General features: G+C 69.1%; 17 protein-coding genes and 1 pseudogene. 9 read left to right on the top strand and 9 right to left on the bottom strand.

Features of this window, described 5'->3' with window-relative positions; genetic code table 11:
- Positions 1 to 12: 12 nt before the first annotated feature.
- The 5 genes and pseudogenes from QSK32_RS43870 to QSK32_RS43850 form a co-directional block, all read left to right on the top strand.
- Entirely contained in the window at positions 13 to 1,506 is a 1,494-nt protein-coding gene (locus QSK32_RS43870) for an alginate lyase family protein (protein WP_285475378.1), read from the top strand.
- Between the two features lie 200 nt (positions 1,507 to 1,706).
- A complete protein-coding gene (locus QSK32_RS43865) occupies positions 1,707 to 2,462 on the top strand; it encodes an RNA polymerase sigma factor (RefSeq protein WP_285475377.1) in 756 nt (251 codons plus the stop codon).
- A gap of 454 nt (positions 2,463 to 2,916) precedes the next feature.
- Positions 2,917 to 4,245 carry a TolB family protein gene (locus tag QSK32_RS43860; protein WP_285475376.1) on the top strand — a complete coding sequence of 443 codons (1,329 nt, stop codon included), beginning with the start codon at positions 2,917 to 2,919 and terminating at the stop codon, positions 4,243 to 4,245.
- Positions 4,246 to 4,764: 519 nt separating this feature from the next.
- Positions 4,765 to 6,465, top strand: coding sequence for an RNA polymerase sigma factor (locus QSK32_RS43855; protein WP_285475375.1), 1,701 nt, complete (start codon positions 4,765 to 4,767; stop codon positions 6,463 to 6,465).
- Positions 6,466 to 6,494: 29 nt separating this feature from the next.
- Positions 6,495 to 7,638, top strand: a pseudogene (locus QSK32_RS43850) (ISL3 family transposase); the annotation flags it as partial.
- A gap of 62 nt (positions 7,639 to 7,700) precedes the next feature.
- On the opposite strand, the gene QSK32_RS43845 reads toward QSK32_RS43850, so the two are convergent.
- A complete protein-coding gene (locus QSK32_RS43845) occupies positions 7,701 to 8,087 on the bottom strand; it encodes a hypothetical protein (RefSeq protein ID WP_285475374.1) in 387 nt (128 codons plus the stop codon).
- A gap of 71 nt (positions 8,088 to 8,158) precedes the next feature.
- Between QSK32_RS43845 and QSK32_RS43840 the strand changes: the two genes are divergently transcribed.
- A complete protein-coding gene (locus tag QSK32_RS43840) occupies positions 8,159 to 9,232 on the top strand; it encodes an IS630 family transposase (protein WP_285475373.1) in 1,074 nt (357 codons plus the stop codon).
- Between the two features lie 26 nt (positions 9,233 to 9,258).
- Here the strand turns inward: QSK32_RS43840 and QSK32_RS43835 are convergent, their stop codons facing one another.
- The 6 genes from QSK32_RS43835 to QSK32_RS43815 form a co-directional block, all read right to left on the bottom strand.
- Entirely contained in the window at positions 9,259 to 9,645 is a 387-nt protein-coding gene (locus tag QSK32_RS43835; protein ID WP_285475372.1) for a YdcF family protein, read from the bottom strand.
- Positions 9,646 to 9,971: 326 nt separating this feature from the next.
- Positions 9,972 to 10,364, bottom strand: a complete 393-nt coding sequence (locus QSK32_RS43830; RefSeq protein WP_353051020.1) for a MazG-like family protein — start codon at positions 10,362 to 10,364, stop codon at positions 9,972 to 9,974.
- Complete coding sequence (locus QSK32_RS43825) at positions 10,361 to 10,726, bottom strand: class I SAM-dependent methyltransferase (RefSeq protein ID WP_285475371.1); 366 nt, start codon at positions 10,724 to 10,726, stop codon at positions 10,361 to 10,363. The genes QSK32_RS43830 and QSK32_RS43825 overlap by 4 nt, the downstream gene beginning before the upstream one ends.
- Positions 10,695 to 11,486, bottom strand: coding sequence for a methyltransferase domain-containing protein (locus QSK32_RS43820; RefSeq protein WP_285475370.1), 792 nt, complete (start codon positions 11,484 to 11,486; stop codon positions 10,695 to 10,697). Before QSK32_RS43820 ends, QSK32_RS43825 begins: the two co-directional genes overlap by 32 nt.
- Positions 11,404 to 11,898: a MarR family transcriptional regulator gene (locus tag QSK32_RS45645; RefSeq protein ID WP_169792518.1), complete on the bottom strand. Its 495-nt coding sequence runs from the start codon at positions 11,896 to 11,898 to the stop codon at positions 11,404 to 11,406. The genes QSK32_RS43820 and QSK32_RS45645 overlap by 83 nt, the downstream gene beginning before the upstream one ends.
- Before the next feature lie 81 nt (positions 11,899 to 11,979).
- A complete protein-coding gene (locus tag QSK32_RS43815; protein ID WP_045746105.1) occupies positions 11,980 to 12,336 on the bottom strand; it encodes a hypothetical protein in 357 nt (118 codons plus the stop codon).
- A gap of 414 nt (positions 12,337 to 12,750) precedes the next feature.
- Here QSK32_RS43815 and QSK32_RS43810 point away from each other — a divergent pair, with 414 nt between their 5' ends.
- Together QSK32_RS43810 and QSK32_RS43805 are read left to right on the top strand one after the other, a co-directional pair.
- Positions 12,751 to 13,239: a hypothetical protein gene (locus tag QSK32_RS43810; protein ID WP_425394680.1), complete on the top strand. Its 489-nt coding sequence runs from the start codon at positions 12,751 to 12,753 to the stop codon at positions 13,237 to 13,239.
- Between the two features lie 684 nt (positions 13,240 to 13,923).
- Positions 13,924 to 14,193: a hypothetical protein gene (locus QSK32_RS43805; RefSeq protein ID WP_045746104.1), complete on the top strand. Its 270-nt coding sequence runs from the start codon at positions 13,924 to 13,926 to the stop codon at positions 14,191 to 14,193.
- Positions 14,194 to 14,536: 343 nt separating this feature from the next.
- Here the strand turns inward: QSK32_RS43805 and QSK32_RS43800 are convergent, their stop codons facing one another.
- Positions 14,537 to 15,118, bottom strand: coding sequence for a TetR/AcrR family transcriptional regulator (locus QSK32_RS43800; protein ID WP_285475369.1), 582 nt, complete (start codon positions 15,116 to 15,118; stop codon positions 14,537 to 14,539).
- Positions 15,119 to 15,196: 78 nt separating this feature from the next.
- On the opposite strand from QSK32_RS43800, the gene QSK32_RS43795 reads away from it, so the two are divergent.
- The gene (locus tag QSK32_RS43795) at positions 15,197 to 16,684 is read left to right on the top strand and encodes an FAD-dependent monooxygenase (protein ID WP_285475368.1); all 1,488 of its coding nucleotides are present in this window, start codon (positions 15,197 to 15,199) and stop codon (positions 16,682 to 16,684) included.
- Here the strand turns inward: QSK32_RS43795 and QSK32_RS43790 are convergent.
- Positions 16,681 to 17,946, bottom strand: a complete 1,266-nt coding sequence (locus tag QSK32_RS43790) for a PA0049 family protein (RefSeq protein WP_052720989.1) — start codon at positions 17,944 to 17,946, stop codon at positions 16,681 to 16,683. The genes QSK32_RS43795 and QSK32_RS43790 overlap by 4 nt on opposite strands.
- Positions 17,947 to 18,318 lie beyond the last annotated feature (372 nt).

The raw sequence follows: 18,318 nt of genomic DNA, 5'->3' as shown, positions 1-18,318 counted from the left end.
ACCCTTCTCGGTATGACAGGGCTGGCGGTGGCCGCCACCGCCAGCCCCGCCGGGGCAGCACACGCGGCAGCCCCGCTGACGCATCCGGGAATGCTGCACACCGAGGCCGACTTCACCCGCATCCGCACCCGGCTCGCGGCCGACGATCCAGTGGTGACCGCCGGCTGGAAACGGCTGACCGACAACCCACGGTCGAACAGCACCTGGAAGCCGGCGCCGACCGCGACCGTGGTGCGCGGCGGCACCGGGCAGAACTACGTGTCGTTCTACCGCGACGTCCACGCCGCCTACCAGAACGCGCTGCGCTGGCGGATCAGCGGCGCCACCACGCACGGCGACACCGCCCGGGACATCCTCAACACCTGGTCACGAACACTGACCGAGGTCACCGGCAACGCCGACCGGTTCCTGGCCGCGGGCATCTACGGCCACCAGTTCGCCAACGCCGCCGAGCTGATGCGCGGCTACGACGGATTCGACCTCGCCGCGGCACGGACCATGCTGCGCCGCGCGTTCCTGCCCAGCAACGAACAGTTCCTGAACGGCCACAACGGGGCCTGCATCACCAATTACTGGGCCAACTGGGACCTGTGCACGCTCGCATCGGTCCTCGCCATCGGCATCCTCTGCGACGACCGGACGATCGTGAACCGGGCCGTCACCTACGCCAAGAACGGCGCCGGCAACGGTGCGATCCGCAACGCCGTCCCCTTCCTGCACGGCGACCTCGGGCAGTGGCAGGAGAGCGGCCGCGACCAGGCGCACTCGCTGATGGGCGTCGGCCTGATGGCGACCATCTGCGAAATGGCCTGGAACCAGGGCATCGACCTGTACGGCTACGACGACAACCGGTTCCTCAAAGGCGCCGAATACGTCGCCCGCTACAACCTGGGCCACCAGGTGCCGTACACGACCTACCGGTGGGGCCACCACACCACCTGCGCGCCCCGGGAGCAGACGGTCATCTCCGATGCCGGACGCGGCCAGATGCGGCCGGTGTGGGAGATGGTGCTGCACCACTACGTGTCCCGGCAAGGGCTGGCGGCGCCGAACGTCGCCGCGATCGCCGCGCGGGGCCGGGTCGAAGGTGGCGGCGGCGATTACGGGCCTAACAGCGGCGGGTATGACGCGCTCGGTTTCGGCACCCTGCTCTACACCCGGCAACGCGCGGTCACACGCACCGAGGCGGCATCGTCGGGCCAGTCGCCGCAACCCCCGGCGCCGGCACCAGCCGCCCCGGCTCCCGTCTCGTCCTCAAGCACACCCTCCCAAGGACCCACGGAGACGGCTGCCGCGCCGGCGCCCACAGCGACGGCCAACGCCCTGGATCTGACCGCGCAAACCACTGGAGACAGCAGCGCCGGATCCGTTCACCCGGCCGGAACCGCCTGGGCCGCAACCGCTGCCGTGACCGCCGCCCTTGCAAGCGGGATGGCGCTGCTGCGCCGACGGCAACGACCGTCGCGCCACGCGCCGGGAAGCCGCCGCTACGACGACCAGCGATGAACCCGATCCTCCACGAACCGGACAGAGACGGGCCGACCATCGTGTGCGGACCACACATGGGTCGGGACATGCGACCAGACCAGCGAGGCACCGCCGGGATGGGGCCGTACCGAGCAGATACAGCTGGGCGGTCTTGTTATCTCGCGCCGCCCGTTCGGGTCTCCCACACGGATCGGGCCCCGGAACGAAGCGAGATGGTCATGGTCGGACTCGACCGAGAGCAGCTCGAGGCGAAGGTGCTCGCCGCCCGGACCGGTGACCGTCAGGCGCTGGGTGACATCGTGTCGGCGCATCTTCCGATGCTGTACACCGTGGTGGGGCGGTCGGTCGGCACACCGGCCGACATCGACGACGTGGTGCAGGAGACCCTCACGCGCGTTCTGCGATATCTGCCCGGCCTGCGCGAGCCCGCCCGGTTCTCCGGGTGGCTCCTCGCCATCGCCGGTCGCCAGGCCGCCGGGTTTCTCAAGGACCAGGCCGTTGCCCGCCGCCGATCACATCCGTTGTCGGCAGCCCTGGACATCGCCGACCCGGATGCCGATGTCGCCGATCTCGCCATCTCCCGACTGCACCACGCAGCGCGGCACCGCCGGGACACGGCTGCCGCCCGCTGGCTCGATCCGCGTGATCGGCGCGTGCTGGCGCTGTGGTGGCTGGAGACGGAAGGTGTGATCTCGCGTGGCGTTCTCGCCGAGACGCTCGCCATCACCACCGGCGGCGCCGCGGTGCGCGTCCAGCGGGCGCGCTCCCGGTTCGGCGCCGCGCGGGAGTGCCTGATAGCCCTGGAGGCCCGCCCGCGGTGTCCGGGTCTGGCCGACATGGTCCGGACCTGGAACGGCCGGCCCGACGGCGTCTGGCGGAAACGGATCGGACGCCATGTCCGCGGTTGCCCACGATGCGCGGTGTCGTCCCGCAACACGGAAACCGACGGAAACAGCCGCTCAGACGCCGCCTGATTCGCGCGGTCTTCCTCATCCAGGTACTCAGGCGAAAGGTGACATGAGCCGCATAGCTTCACCTGGCACACGAGCGCCTCTCCTACCAAGACATCGCGAGCGCGCCACCGATATCACAAATCCATGTAACGCTTTCTCCTTGTCACACCGCAGAAACCGAAAACGAGTGACACCATCGAATTACCTCGATAACTATCGAGGCTGGCCTGAAGATTCGCCGAAAAGACCTCCACCCGAAGCCCTCCACGCCAGCCGCAAATGTTTCATACGAAGGCGTTTGACGAGCGATCGGGCCATCCATACGGTGAAAGAGCGGGCCGTGATCAAGCCATTACCGGACCGCCATTCTTCAAGGCGTGACCCGGCGACGATGCCGTAACGCCGACCGCATTCGCACTGGAGCCTCCGAAGTCCGTCAGGCGCTTCGCGACGCTCCAGGAAACGGAGAAGCGCCATGCGCACCCCCGCATTCCTCCCGCCCCGCCGGTCATTCACCGTCGTCGCGGCACTGACCACACTGCTGGCGATCCCGGCACTCTCACCGCCGGCCTATGCCAGCGGCGCCGAGATCAGCAAGGTGAGCACGCCGGTCACCGGCACGTCCACCGACGGCGACAGCACCACACCCGTCGTCAGTGACGACGGCAGGTACGTCGCCTTCGCCTCCGGTGCCACCAATCTGGTGAACGGTGACACCAACAACTCCTACGACATCTTCCTGACCGACCGCCGCGACGGCACAACCCGCCGTTTGAGCATCGCCGCGAACGGCGCACAAGCCGACTCCGCAAGCTACGGGCCGTCCATCACGGCCGACGGCCACTTCATACTCTTCTACTCCTACGCGGCCAACCTGGTGCCCGGCGACACCAACGGCGTCAACGACCTCTTCCTCTACGACACCCGGCTGCAATCGCTACGCCGTATCGACGCCCTCGCCGGGGACGGAACCAACCCCTTCCACGACCTGTCCAGCGCCCGGATCAGCGCCGACGGCAGCACCGTCGTCCTCAGCCCGACAGCCGCTCTCGTTCCGGGCGACACCAACGGCAGCAATGACGTCTACGCGCACGATCTCGCGACCAGCCGCACCGATCTGATCAGCCACACCGCGGCAGGTACCACGGGCAACGGTGCGAGCTTTGCGGCGGCGGTCAGTGCTGGCGGCCGTTACGTCGCGTTCCTGTCGTACGCCACCGATCTGGTGGCCGGCGACACCAACGCGACCGCAGACGTATTCCTGCGTGACCGCAGCACCGGCACCGTCACCCGGGTGAATCTCACTCATGACGGGCGCCAGTTCACCCGCTCCACGGACATGAGTCTGGCCGTGAGCGCCGACGGCCGCTACGTCACCTTCGCCTCGGCCGAACCCACAGCGGTTCCCGGCGACACCAACGCGAACACCGACGTCTTCGTCCGTGATGTGACGGCGGGCCGCACGAGCGTGGTGAGCGCGATCCCGGGCGGGACACCGGGCAGTACTTACTCCGCCGACCCGGTCATCTCTGCGAACGGCCGGTACATCGCCTTCCGGTCGCTGGCCGCGAATCTCGTTCCCGGCGACACCAATGGTGACTACGACGTGTTCGTCCGGGATCTGCGGACGCAGCGGACGACGCTGGTGAGCCTGTCCGCCAGTGGGCAGCAGGGCAACGGTTCCAGCTATCAGGTACAGATCAGCGCCAACGGGCGGCGCCTGGCGTTCGTCTCCTCCGCGACGAACCTCGTGCCCGGCGACGCCGAGGACGACACCCAGGACGTCTTCGTGCGTAACCGCTGACCGCTGCACGGTGGCCGGGCAGTCGCACAAACCGACCGCCCGGCCACCATCGCCTCATCCTGAGGTCTCCCGCTGAGACATCAGTCAGGAGATACGGGCCGTTCTGTTATCCGGCCAACCCCTCCGAGGTCTCCGCTCACGTAACGGTTTCCCGGTGGAGCGGAGCACGGTGATAACAGATGTGAGCCGACGGGGTTTCCTGACGGCAACAGGTCTGGCCGGGCCGACGGCGAGTGCCTCGGCGGCGGCCCGACACCCCCGAATGTTGCACACCGAGGCGCATCTCGTCCGGATCAGGAGTCACCCTCTCGCGGCACAGCCGTCCGCCACCGGCGGCGCCGTTGCCACCGGGCTGACCGGGACCGCCACGCCGGCGTTCGCCCGGGGCAACGGATCGATCCCGCGCCGGGCACGACGCCGGGACGGGCAACAGCGATGATCCGGCCGGAATACCCGATCACGGGCGGGCCGGTCGGTCCCCCGCCGAGAATCAGGGCAGAACGCGACGAGGGACGGGGCATGCGGCGTGACGAGGCGGACACGGAGCTGGTCGTCGCCGCCTGCACCGGCGACCAGCGTGCCCTCGACGAGCTGATCGGCGCGTACCTGCCGCTGGTTTACAACGTCGTCGGCCGGGCGCTGTCCGGGCACGCCGACGTCGACGACGTCGTCCAAGAGACGATGATCCGGATGGTCCGGGGGCTGCCGGGACTGCGCGATCCGCACCGGTTCCGGTCGTGGCTGATCGCGATCGCGGTCCGCGAGGTCCGCGACGCCGCCTCAGCCCGGCAGACCGCCGCCAGCCGGGCCGCACCACTGGACGACGCACGGGACGCCGCCGATCCGGGCGCGGACTTCGCCGATCTGACCATTCTGCGGCTCGGCCTGTCCGGGGAGCGGCGCCGGGTGGCCGAGGCGACGCGCTGGCTGGACCAGGGCGACCGCGAACTGCTGGCCCTGTGGTGGCTGGAAGCCGCCGGCGAGATCGACCGCGCCGAACTGGCGGCGGCGGTCGACCTGTCGCCAGCGCACACCGCGGTACGGGTGCAGCGGATGCGCGCGCAACTGGACGCCGCCCGGGCGGTGGTTGGTGCCCTGGACGCGCAGCCACGCTGCCCCGACCTGGCGCAGGAGATCCGGGATTGGGACGGGATCCCGGCCGGCCGGTGGCGCAAGCGGATCGCCCGGCACACCCGCGATTGTGTACGGTGCAACGGTTCCTGGGCGGGGCTGGTGCCCGCCGAGCGGTTGCTGGCCGGACTGGCTCTGGTGCCGGCCCCGCATCTGCTCGGCGCCGGGCTGTCCACCGCAGCGGTGGCCGGTGCCGGATCGGCGATCGGTGGCCTCGCGGCCGCGGCCGGCACATCCACGGTGGTCAAGGTGCTCGCGGGCGCCACGGCAGCAGTTGCTGTCGCGGCGGGCGGATTCGCCGCCGTACAGTCGGCGCAGCCCCGAGCCCAAGCCCCCGCCCCGGCCGTGACCGGCACCGTGCCGGTCACCGCAACGGCCGCCGCCTCCCCGGGCCCGGGTCCGAGCCAGGCCGGTCCGGCTCCCGCGACGTCATCGCCGGTGGCCGGGTACGGGCAGGTCGTGGACACCGTCGACACCGCCCCGCCGAAGAACCGCCGACCCGCCGCGCTGCCCCGGCGGCCGGAGGGAACCCTGACTATCGCCGACAGCACCGACAACGATCCCCGCCCGGAAGTGGTCAGCCTGATCCACCGCGGCGAACGGGTCACCCTGACCGGCCGCGGATACATACATCTGGGCTGGCAGGTGCCGTTCCACGTGCGGGCCGGCGGAATCGTGCCACCGGCCTGGAGCGGGCTGCGCGGCAAACTGTTCCACGTCGCGTCCGGCGGCGGGCACCGCATGGACGACCGGATCCCCGGCGAAGCCGCCGACCACACCTTCCTCGGCAACCCGGGGCAGGGTGTGTCCTCGCTGCCGGACGGCGTTCAGCAGATGTGGGCGAGCGAATACTTCCACCTCGACGGCGAGGTGACCCTCACCCAGCGAGAGTCCGGCGGCGACTACAACATCTACCTGCATCTCGTCGACTGGCAGACGGCCCGCGACGACATCACCACCGCCCCGGCCGACGGCGGCCCGGTGCGGTACGGGCTGACCCGCGACACCGGCACCGACAGCTGCCCGGTCCCGCAATACCTGACCCGCAGCGACGACCCCGCTGACGCCCGGCAGCAATCCCAGGTCTGACCGTACCTCGGGAGTGTGCGGATTCTCCTCGGACTGCCCCGCCGGTCCGGCCGGTTCCCCGGGTGCTGGGTGTGGACGACTTCGCGCTGCGCCGTAGTCGTCAGTACGCGACGGTTCTGATCGATGCCGAGACACATGAACGCGTCGATGTTCTGCTCGATCGGCGGGCCGATACCCTGGAGACGTGGCTGCGCGAGCATCCCGGCGTGCAGATCATCTGCCGGGACTTCTCGGCCACCTACGCCATTATTTAGAGGCGATCCGCCGCGCCCTTCCCGATGCGGTCCAGGTCGCCGACCGCCGGCGCCTGTGGAACAACCCCGCCGAAAGCCATCGGCAAAGAGGTCGCCGCCCACAGCCTCTGCTGGGCCCAGACTGGCACGCTATTAGCAGACGGGATCCGAGCTACCACCACCCGCGACCGCTGGCACCAAGTCCACGCCCTACTCGACAAGGGTGTCGGCCTGCTCGAATGCGCTCGCCGGCTCAGCCTGTCACCGAACACGATCAAACGCTACGCACGAGTCACCGAACCCGACAGACTGATCCGGGCGCCGAAATACCGGCCCATCCTCGTCGACCCCTACCGCGATCACCTACGCGCGCGTCGCGAGCAGAACCCCGCCACCCCGGCCCTGCTCCTGCTCCTGCTCCTGCTCCTGCTCCTGCTCCTGCTCCTGCTCCTGCTCCTGCTCCTGCTCCTGCTCCAGGAGATCAAAAACCTGGGCTACACCGACAGCCTCAACCTGCTGCACAAATACATCAACCAAGGCCGCGTCGAAGCCGACCGTCCCGCCGTCTCACCCCGCCGCCCGGTCGGCTATCTGCTGACCCATCCCGATCACCACAGCCAGCGGCAACAGGAGATGTTCGAATCCCTCACGATAGAGATGACCACTCTCACCAGCCTCGTGCACTCCTTCGCCGTCCTGCTGACACTCGCCGACAACAACACCGACCAGTTCTCACAGTGGATCACCGCCGCATGTCAGGAAAGACCTGCCCCACCTGCACGCCTTCGCCCGGGGGCTCGATCGGGACCGCGCCGCCGTCACCCTGCCCCACCACAACGGAAAGACCGAAGGCGTCAAAACCAAAACTAAGCTGCTCAAACGACAGATGTGCGGACGCGCAGGCCTCGCTCTACTCCGCCACCGCATCCTGCTCGGCTGACACCTCACCCAACTAGTGCAGCGCCGCATAAGTCCTTGATGGTTGTACGGGTGGGTGGGTTCTCAGTCGTCTTCGTCGTCGAGGGGTTTGTCGGCGATGCCGGTGAGGTGTAGCCGTACAGCGCAGTCGAGGGCGTCCTGTGGGCTGCCTTCGGGGTGCCCGTCGGGTAGCAGGGTGTCGGTGTAGGTGTCGGTGGCGGGGTCGTAGAGCGCGAAGCCCCAGACGTCGTGGAAGCCGAGGTATTCCAGGCGGCAGACGGGTACGCCGTCGTCTTCGCTGGTCCAGGCGGTGACGTGGCCGTAGCCGCCGCGCCAGCGGATGGTGACTTCTTCCAGGCCGGGCCAGACCTGTGAGGCGTGGTGGTCGAGGTCGGCGGCGAGGTCGTCCTTGACGCTTTTAGCGGGTACGGGCACGGCGTTCAGTGTGATCAGGTCCGGGTGTGTCGTCACGTGCCGACACACCCGCGGACCGGCATCTTCGGTGATCGTCACCATCGTCGATCGTGGAAGGGGTCACGGCCGTGCCCGCACAGCCTGTCAGTACCGATCGGGTCCGGCTGACCCGGCGCCGCCGCAAGACCCTGACCCGGATCAGCCGGCAGACCAGTGGACAGTTCCGGCAGGTCCAACGGGCCAGGATCCTGCTCGCCGCCGCCCAGCGGATCCCCAGTGTGCAGATCGCCCGGCAGGTCGGCTGCACTGCGGCCACGGTGCGTAAGACCCGCCGCGACTACCGTGCCCGCGGGATGCGGGCGCTGACCGACCGGCCCCGCCCGGGACGCCCACCGGTCTACGACATCGACGTGCATCTGCTGATCATCGCGACCGCGACCAGCGAACCACCCGAGACCGACGCCCAGTGGACCCACACCCTGATCGCCGGACACCTGCGCCGGCACCACGCCATCGGGATATCGCCGAGCCAGATCGGGCGGATCCTCGCCGCCGTGGACATCAGACCCCACCGGGTGAAGGGCTGGCTCAACCGCCCCGACAACCCCGATTTCTTCCACCGCGCCGAACAGATCTGCGCCCTCTACCAGCGGATTCCCGCCGGTACGGTCCTGCTCAGCGTGGACGAGAAGACCGGGATCCAGGCGAGATCCCGTAAACACCGGACCCGCCGGGCCGGGCACCGCCGTCCGGAACGCCGCGAGTTCGAGTACCGCCGGCACGGCACCGTCTCCCTGATGGCCGCCCTCGACGTCGCCGACGGCACCGTCCGCCCGGCGATCATCGGCCGTAACACCTCGCAGACCTTCCAGACATTCCTGACCGAGATCGACCTGGAGACCCCTGCCCACCTGAACATTCACCTGATCCTGGACAACGGGGCGAGTCACACCGCGAAAGCCACCCGGGCCTGGCTCGCCGCGCATCCCCGGTTCAGCGTGACCTACACCCCGAAACACGCGTCCTGGCTGAACATGATCGAACTGGTCTTCTCGATCCTGACCCGCCGACTGCTGCGCCGCGGGGAATTCACCTCCCGCGAACACCTCGCCAACAAGATCCTCAAGTTCTTCACCCACTACAACCGGACCGCGAAACCCTTCCGCTGGACCTACGACGGCCACCCACTCAAGGCAGCCTGACCATCAAGGACTTATGCGGCGCTGCACTAGGGCACGGATGAACACAAACACTTGACAGGGAAGGTGACGGCAATGATCGTCCGGATGGGGCCGAGGCGTTCTTCGAGGAGCGGGCGGGCGAACTGGACGTTCTCCCGTGAGGTCTGGGACTCCCGCTCGATGAGGAGCTTGTCCGGGGTGATGCCGTGCGCTTGCAGCAGCCGGGCGTGCGCGTCGCTCTCGACGTGAGCAGGGTTGCGGCGGTTGGGGCCGCCGGTCAGGACGATCAGAGGGGCGAGCCCTGATCGGAACACCTGCACCGCCGGCTGGACGGCATCCGGCAGGGTAGAGCCGAACACGAAGATCACGTCGGCGGGCCCGAGCCCGAGAGCGGACGCGTCGACGAAGTCCGCGATGTCGTCAGTCACCGGCATGTCGAACACCGTGGCCTCGCGCCGGCTGGCGGCCGTCTGGCCGTGAGGTCTCCCGCCCGTGCACCGCTCTGCATGATCATCGCGGTGCCATATTGTCGGCACCTGCCTGATCTCGCGGCCCGGTCGGTGACCACCAGCTGGTCCACCCGCATACGATCTCCATGCTGGTGCTGGCGCCCACGCGTTTGTGGGGCCGGGTCGCGGTGAAGCCGGTCAACGTGATCTCCCAGATGGTGAGGGCCGGCGGGGTGGCGAGCTGGACGGGTGGATGGGGATGAACCCGGCCTGCCTGGTGGTTGCAGGCGGCGTGGGTGGGGTTGTGCCGCTCACGGCCCCTGGATGGTGTCGGCCTCGGCCGGGTCGAGCCGGCTGGCGACCTTGGCCGCGACGTCGGCCAGCACCTTTCGGGGATCTGCCCCGAGGCTGGCCGCGGCGACCAGGGCGGTGAAGGCGACATCACCGAGCTCGGCAACCACGTCCTGCTGCGTGTGCGTGATGCCCTTGCGGGGATTCTGGCCGGTGGAGCCGACCCAGGCCGCAGCCACTTCGCCGTACTCTTCGGCGATCTTGACGATCCGCATCGACATCTCGGCCCGGTCGGTGCCGTTGGCGTCGTCGAGCCAGCGCCTGGCGCGGTCGATCGTCTCCCAGATCTCGGCGCCAGCGCGGGTGCCGTTGGCCGGATCCCTCGGGTGCTTGCCGTTCGGTGTGCTGGTCACTGCGGGTCCTTGCTGTCGTGGATGGGGGCGGGCCACGTGATGGCGATGGTGGTGTGCCGGCGGGGAACGAGCAGCTGGGGCCGGTCGGTGGCGGGTACGGGTGTGCCGGTGGGGTGCACTGTGATCGCCGGACCGGGTCCATGCCGGTAGTCACGATCCCAGGTGAGGATGAGGTCGGTGAGTTCGGCGACGAGGCGGTCGGCATCAGGGCCGAACCCGTGGTCGCCGAACTCGTACACGCCGCGCCGGGGTTGGCGCAGGGTCAGGTGTGCGAAGCTGTCGGGCCCGAGCAGGGTCGGGCAGGTGAACTTGTTGTCGGGGTCGAGCAGATCACCGACCTTGTGGCGGTCGACGGTGAGCACCCCCGTACCGGCGGGGCTGGGAGGCGAGCCACAGGTGGATGGACTCGAAGACGCCATGCTCGTCGACGGTGGCGGTGATCTGCGTCCATGCCTCGACGCGCGGCCCGTCGAGGGCAGCCGCCAGTCGTTCGGGATCGGCGCGGGTGGTGGGGTCGTCGAGGGCCAGGACGATGTCGTCGCCGTGCAGCCGGATCCGGGTGACCGGGTCGGCGCCCTCGCCCTGCATCGCCACGAAGCCGCACTGCACGGCGGCGGTTGCGGTCAGGTGGTCGCCGTCGTGCCGGAGGGTCAGGCAGCGGGTGTTGCCGCGCATCCGCAGCGGGACGATCAGCCGGCCTGCGGGTGCGAGCTGGTGGCGCCAGGCCGGGGGTACGTCACTGGATTCGACGGTGACCAGGATGACGTCGAACAACCCCGCGTCGGGGTGGCCGTGGGCGGCGTCGGCCTGCACCACCTGGACGTGCGGGTATCCGGCGCGGTCGAGGGCGGCGCGGGCGTTGGCGGTCACGTCCGGGTCGATGTCGATGCTGACCACCGTGCCGGTCGCTCCGACGAGCTCGGCGATCAGGGCCGCGTTGTAGCCGCCGGATCCCACCTCGAGGACACGGTCACCGGATCGCAGGTCAGCCGCGGCCAGCATTTGAGCCTGGAGCCACGGCGCACTGATACTGGACTGGCTATGACGGTCCGAAATGGCTCCACCAGGACGGCTTGATTTGGACCCACCTTGCTCGCCCCTGACGGCCCCAACTGGCCCCACTTGGCGATCTTCTCGACGACTTGCTGCTGGTGGGAGGCGGGGCCAGTTTCAACCGTCGCGGTGGGGATCTTGGTGAGGGTGGAGCCACTTGAAGCCGCCCTGGTGGGGCCAAATGCAACCGTCGTAGCCACCGCACCAGCCCGCGCCGGCTGAGGGCGTCGGCCACCATGGTGACGGTGGATTTGGAGACACCCGCTATCTCGGCGATCGTGCGGGTATCGATCGGCCGGTGACTCACCGCCAACTGCAGAACGTCGTAACTGCTCCACGTCAGGCCGGCGTCGCGCAGGACAGCGCGCTCCAGATGCCGGCGGATCCTATTGCCCCTCCGGCACAGGACCGCGGTCCGATGCAGCAGATCATCCTCAGTTGCCCGAGCGTCGGGTGTCGATACCGGCTGGTCGGTTTTCATGGTCGGTCTCCGATGAATGTCGGCATACATGGACAGGTCGAGGTAAGGGGGCAGTGACAGGTGAGATGACCACCGCGCCCGTCAGATGGCGGGCGCCGAGCGGTTCCGCCGCGACGGGGCCGCTCTGTCAAGCTCGGGAGTCAGCAGAGCGCCAGCAGCGACCTCGGCGGTGGCGGATTCAAACCATGACAGGGCTGTCGTGATGGCGGATCGGGCCTGCCACAACAGCCACTCTCGGGCCTGCGGATCGTCGGTCGCGTCGGCCTGGCGTTCGAGGTCGGCCGCTTCTTGCGCCGCGAGGTGCGCTTCCTGGAGAAACTCCGCTGCGATCTCGTCGAGCCGAGCCGGCGGTGTCGCGGAGGCCGGGCGCAGTTCGCTCGCCCGCTGGATCGGCCTCTCATCGCGTTCGGCAGCGGAGCTTTCGTGGTCAGGATTCATCTGACTGCTCCCCGCACTGGGGGACGCACCCGCATCGTGTTGCCACGACCGGCGACGGTGGCTTCCCAGGACGCGGTCATCTGTGGGTTCTCATCTGAGTTGGCGGCGTCCTGCGAGTTGACCTGCGCGGGTGGCTGCCGTTTCTCGGCGGAATGGCGGCGTGTCCGTCTCAGCGAGATGGCGCTTTCTCCTGGTGCTTCCCGGGTTCGGTTGGCCAGCGCGGCCCGGCTTGCATGTCGACTGTTCATGGATCGTGTGGCCGAAATGCCAGGTGGGTGTTGTTGCCGTAGCAGGTGAGCAGTGCGCGGACGTGGGGCCGGGATCGTGGTCCCTGGTGCTTGACCCTCGACCTGGTTGAGGGTCGAAGCTCTGTCCTGGGTTGGACGACGTGCGGCTCTGCGCGTCGCGGGACCGCTGACCGGAGGACGAGCCGTGACCGATGTCGTGATGGAAGAGATCCGCAAGGCCCAGGAGCTGAATGTCGCAGGTGACAAGCCCGGTGCCCGTGCTGTCCTGGAACGCCTGTGGGGGACCACTGAGGATTCCCTTCACCGGTGCACCATCGCCCATTACCTCGCTGACCTGCAGGACTCGGTGGAAGATGAGCTGCGGTGGGACGAGCTCGCGCTGGCGGCGTTCCCGGATCTCACCGACGAGCGAACCCGTGCTTTTGACGACTCGTGGCGGGCGCGGGCTTTCCTGCCTTCTTTGCACCTCAATCTGGCCGACGTTCACCGCCGGGCCGGACACGAGAAGGAGGCGCGGCACTTCTTGAGCGAGGCCACCGGTGCGCTCGACGAACTCCCGGCGGATGACTATGGCGCCATGATCCGTGACGCCCTCAACAAGGTCCGCGAGGCAATCGAGGTTGGCTCGACCGCGCCCTTGGTGCCGACGACGTAAGACGCCCGACCGACGATGATCACTTCGCTGTAGGAAGGTAGCCGAGTTCTGAATCGGCAGTCGGTGTGCTTGCTGTTGCATCGCGCCTCCTTTCGTGGAGGTGAGGTCGTTCTTGTTTCGATTGCTCGTCTGCTTCGGTGCCGGGTGGTGCCGGTTCGGCTGGTGCGTAGCGGTCGAGGAGTCTCCGGATGCTTGGCCGGCGGAGCTGATCGAGCAGTCCGGTGACGAACCCGGCAGCAGCCTGGCGAGGCGTGACCCGGCGACCGGCCGGCGAACGAGTCGATGATCAGGTCGATGGTTCGTCGCCATCGGCCAGGCTCTACGCTGTGGCTCTCGGCCACCGCAAGGTTGAATGTTGTGTCCACAACGCACAGACGATCATGCGGTGGCCGTCCTCGTTCCCGCGGGATCCGAGGTCACCTCACGAATGGCGGCTGCCGTACTTGAGACCCGTCATCGACGGTTCGGCCGTATCGTCGGCGGGTGCCCGCACATGTCACGGTTCGCGGTTGCCGCCGGTGGACAACAGGCCGCCGAGTACGGTCGCCGGCCCGTGCCGTGCGCCGCCGGGAGCCGGGCCGGCCGCGGCCGATCAGGTCGTGGGCGGCTCCCGTGCCTGGTCGTGGACGTGCGCGGCACTGCTAGGGTGCGGCTCAAGCGAGTGGATGATGTTGAGGTGAGTTCATGGAGTTCCAGTACTGGTACCTGGCAGTGGTCGCCGCCTTCCTCGGCCTGATCGTCTGGGGCCTGGTCGCGGCGCGGCGCAAGAGCATGTTCGGGCTGGCGGCCGCACTGATCGCGATCAGTGGTTTCCTGCTCTGGACGCTGGTCCTCGAGGAGACGAACATCGAGTACGACATGAACAGCATCATCGACACCGTGGCGATGGTCGGCATCCCGGCTGTTCTGGGCATCGGCCTCGGCGTGTTCGCCCTGAAGTCTCGCCGGGTCTAATCCACACCCCGGACGGCAGGCGGTTGGTCAGCGCTCGAATCCCACGACAGCCGAGGTCGTGGACCTCCGCACGTAACCGTAGGAGAGTTCCTCCGGACGCGCGGGCAGCACGGCAGGCGCTCACACGATTACCGCCGCCGCTCCGGCAACGCGCCTGAACCCGCGCGGACCATCCCGCGCTCCTTCCCGGAGAGCACTTCCCGGAGAGCACTTCCCGCCACGATCTCGAAACGGGCGCCCGAGACGTCGGCTGGGACACGTGGACCGACCAGTCCCGATCGCTTCGTGAGCAGCGGAGACGCGGAAACACGGAAACATGGAGACGCGGACCGAGCGGTCCCGGTCACCTCGTGAGCAGCGGCAGCCAGGCCTCGTCGACGATCGCGACGAGCTTCTCGTCGGGGATCACCCGCATCGTCATGATCAGGTCGTGGCGGAGCAGGTCGAACGGCATGGTCACCACGACCGCGGACCGGGGCACGTCCGGGAGTTCGCCGCGTGCGACGGCCCGCGCGACCAGCACCTCGAACGGCTGGGGTTCGTCCGGGCCGATCAGGCTTGCGCGGAGGTCGTTCATGCTGGTCCCGGCGCCCCGGAAGAAGCCCATCAGCTGTACGCCCGCCACCGTCACCATCTGGATGCGGTCCGCGTTGAGGGCCCGCAGCAGGCCCAGCGCATCCTCCCGCAGGCTCCCGGTGTCCGGCACGTCGACGCGGTGCCGTCTCCGGTAGGCCGCGATGGCCGCCACCACCAGGTCGTCGCGTTGTGGCCAGCGCCGGGACAGGACCGGGCGGCTGGTGCCGGCACGGGCGGCGACCGCGTCGTACGTGAAACCGGGGTAGCCGTTGTCGATCAGCACGTCCCAGGCGGCTTCGAGGATCGCGTCCTCCAGTGCCGCCCCACGCCGCCGCGATTTAAGAGTCACTTGCGCATCTTAAAGCATCGACCTACTCTCGCCTCCATAAGATGCAGCACCGCATCTTAAGAGGGAGGATCACTCGACATGATCGATGTCCTGATCGTCGGCGCCGGACCCAACGGGCTGATGCTCGCCGCCGAACTCGCGCTGGCCGGCGTACGCCCACTGGTCGTGGAACGCCTCGCCGGGATCTCGCCGGAACGCAAGGCGAGCGGCATGGTCGGCCAGGTCGTCCGGATGCTCGACCGGCGCGGACTCTACGAACGACTGAGCGGCGACACCATCCCGGAACCCGCCCCGGAGTACGACTTCGGCGCCTTCCCCGTCGACTTCAGCGCGGTGCCGGACAACCCCGTCTACGTGCTGGGCGCCCACCAGCAGAAGATCGAGGAGATGCTCGGCCGGCGGGTGACCGAACTCGGTGTCGAGGTCCGTCGCGGGGTCGAGGTCACCGGCCTGGTCCAGCACGACGACGCGGCGACCGTGACGCTGTCCACCGGGGAGGAGCTGACCGCCCGCTGGGTGGTCGGCGCGGACGGCGGCCACAGCATCGTACGCAAGCTGTCCGGCATCGGGTTCCCGGGCGTCACCAGCGACGACACCGTCGGCCGGATGGCGAGCGTCAGCGTCCCGCCGGAGTCGGTCGACGCGGACGGCGGGCTGATCGTCGACGGTTTCGGCACGCTGCCCGCCAACAGGCATCTGCGGTACGAGAACGGCATGGTCGCCTGGATGAACCAGCCCGGCCGCCCCCACATGATCGGCACGAGCGAGCGGATCGGCGCCCTCGACAACCCGGTCACGCTCGACGAGGTCCTGGAGAGCGTCGCCCGGATCCTGGGGAGGCCGGTGCCGGCCGGACCGCCGCCCGCCGACGGCCCGCGACTGCTGCGCCGGATGGTCTTCGGCAACACCCGGCTGGCCGACCGTTACCGGCAGGGCCGCGTGCTGCTGGTCGGCGACGCCGCGCACGTGCATTCCAGCATGGGCGGTCCGGGGCTCAACCTGGGCCTGCAGGACGCGACGAATCTGGGCTGGAAGCTGGCCACGGTACTGTCCGGCCGGATGCCGGCGAGCCTGCTCGACACGTACGAGAAGGAACGCCGTCCCGTCGCCCAGCGGGTGATGACGTCCACGCAGGCGCAGGCCGTGCTCGCCGGACCCGGCCCGGAGATCACCGCGCTGCGGGTGCTGGTGGGTGAGCTGCTGGCGATGCCGGCCAACGCCCGGCACGTCGCCCGGATGCTGGCCGGTGCCGATGTGCGGTACGACCTCGGCGAAAGCGGCGACGACGCGGTCGGCTGGTTCGCCCCGGACACGATCGGCGGGCGGCGCGTGGCGGAGCTGACCAGGACGGCCCGCCCGCTGCTGTTCGACACCACCGGGACGCTGGCCGACGTCGCGAGCCCGTGGAAGGACCGCGTCGACGCGGTCGCCACCGGCAACGGCGGCGACCACACGGCGGTGCTGCTGCGCCCGGACACCTACGTGGCGTGGGCGTCCCGGGACGAACGACCGGACGAGGAGTCCCTGCGTGCGGCCCTCGCCCGGTGGTTCGGCCCGGCGGACTAACGAACCGCGTCCCCGGCGGCGCCGACCAGCGCCACCGTCTGCTCGATCGTCGCGGCCCGGTCGGCGGCGAACGCCGGATCCAGCAACGCGGTCGGGTCCGCCAGTGCGAGCAGCGCCGAGATGTGCAGGTGGCCGCCCGGAACGTCGGTCGCGCCCAGGGCCAGGCGCAGCCGGTTCGACCGGTACATGCTCTCATTGGACAGGTAATTGCCGCCGCCACCGGAGAGCGCCTGACCGGTGGGCTCACCGGTGTGGCAGGTGGTCGTCCCGGTCGGCCGGTCTCCCGCCGCCCACTCGCAGAGCTGCCGGTTCAGTTGCGTGGGCCACGGACCGGTCCCGGCGTCGACCATCGCCTGATACGGCAACGACGTCTCGATCCACTCCGGAGTCGGGTCGGGCTGCGGCCACCGGGGCGCCAGGGGAACCAGCTCCGGCGTACCCGCGTTGTTGTTGTCGATCGTGCCGCCGCGCCACGCGCCGGCCCAGCGTTCGATGTTCATCACGCCGCGCAGGCCCTGACTGATCGTCATGATCAGGTCGGCGCGTTGCGGGGACCGGCCGGTGAGGTGCGGCCCGAAGGCGTCCTCGACGATCCCGGCGTTGAAGCCGCTCCAGGTCACCGGCAGGGCGACCGCCTGCACCTCGACGGTCCGGCCGCCCTCGGTCCGGCGGGTGCCGTCGAGCTGCAGGGCGGCGGCACCGGACGGGTTGGACCGGCGGATCTCCTGGTCCAGGTAGTACGGGTCGAATCCGCTGACCAGCACCCGGGTGGTTCCGGGACGGAAGGTCGTCGACGTGACGCCGCGCGCCGCGTACTCGAAAGTCCTGATCAGTTTCTGCCGTTGATCGTCGGAGAGGCCGAACCGGGGCGCCCACTGCCGGATGTCGCGGATGCCGGTCAGCCGGGTCCAGTAGAGCGGGCGGTCGTCGTAGCGTTCGATGGTGCCCATCGTGATCCGGCCCTGGGCGCGGTCGACGGCCGTCCGCCACAGCGTCGCGCCCTGCACGGCGAGAGCGCGTTGTGCGGCACCGACCGAGCGGGCCGAGCAGAGGGCTTTGCGCAACGCGACCGGGAAGTCGGTGAACCCGCCCGCCTCGATCAGGGCGCCCGGGACGGGCCGGTCGACGCGGGCCTCCTCCACCGTCACCGGCAGTCCGGTGTCGAAGCAGTCAGCCGACGGAGAGGCGGAGGCGGCGGCGGGCGAGGCGATGGCGGCGCTCAGTGTGAGGGTGGTCAGGAGTCCAGCGGCGATACGTGCCAAGGAAGCGGCCTTCCTAGAGTTGAGCATCGGCACATATACATATATCAGGCAACAAGGTCCGAAACCACCACGGACAGTAGTGCAATGGTGGCCGCGGTCGCGCACGCGGCCCGCCTCGAACGAATTCCGAACCGGGCGGGCGCATCCACGCCGGCGCCGCCGGCCGGCAGACCACCGCGACCAGGACCGCCGATCTGCGGCACGGCACATTCCCGGGCGATCCGCCGAGATAAGAGCGTCAATTCCTCGGACAATGCGACGCCGCCCCAGCCGCCGTCGCCGCGATCATTGCAGGTAGCGCGACGGCCCGCGCCGCGATCATTGCGGGTAGCACGACGGCCCGCGCCGCACGGGGCCGGGCTTTGGAAGATC

Origin of the sequence: Actinoplanes sp. NBRC 101535 (assembly GCF_030269225.1) — a bacterium.
GTDB lineage: Bacteria > Actinomycetota > Actinomycetes > Mycobacteriales > Micromonosporaceae > Actinoplanes > Actinoplanes rectilineatus.
Note: the sequence above shows the minus strand (reverse complement) of the source record. Positions and strands in the feature narration are given on the sequence as shown.

Bases quoted from the DNA above. Each gene is read 5' to 3' on its own strand.
- QSK32_RS43870 (WP_285475378.1), top strand. From the start codon at position 13: ATGACAGGGCTGGCGGTGGCCGCCACCGCCAGCCCCGCCGGGGCAGCA.
- QSK32_RS43865 (WP_285475377.1), top strand. From the start codon at position 1,707: ATGGTCGGACTCGACCGAGAGCAGCTCGAGGCGAAGGTGCTCGCCGCC.
- QSK32_RS43860 (WP_285475376.1), top strand. From the start codon at position 2,917: ATGCGCACCCCCGCATTCCTCCCGCCCCGCCGGTCATTCACCGTCGTC.
- QSK32_RS43855 (WP_285475375.1), top strand. From the start codon at position 4,765: ATGCGGCGTGACGAGGCGGACACGGAGCTGGTCGTCGCCGCCTGCACC.
- QSK32_RS43835 (WP_285475372.1), bottom strand. From the start codon at position 9,645: ATGCCGGTGACTGACGACATCGCGGACTTCGTCGACGCGTCCGCTCTC.
- QSK32_RS45645 (WP_169792518.1), bottom strand. From the start codon at position 11,898: ATGAAAACCGACCAGCCGGTATCGACACCCGACGCTCGGGCAACTGAG.
- QSK32_RS43815 (WP_045746105.1), bottom strand. From the start codon at position 12,336: ATGAATCCTGACCACGAAAGCTCCGCTGCCGAACGCGATGAGAGGCCG.
- QSK32_RS43805 (WP_045746104.1), top strand. From the start codon at position 13,924: ATGGAGTTCCAGTACTGGTACCTGGCAGTGGTCGCCGCCTTCCTCGGC.
- QSK32_RS43795 (WP_285475368.1), top strand. From the start codon at position 15,197: ATGATCGATGTCCTGATCGTCGGCGCCGGACCCAACGGGCTGATGCTC.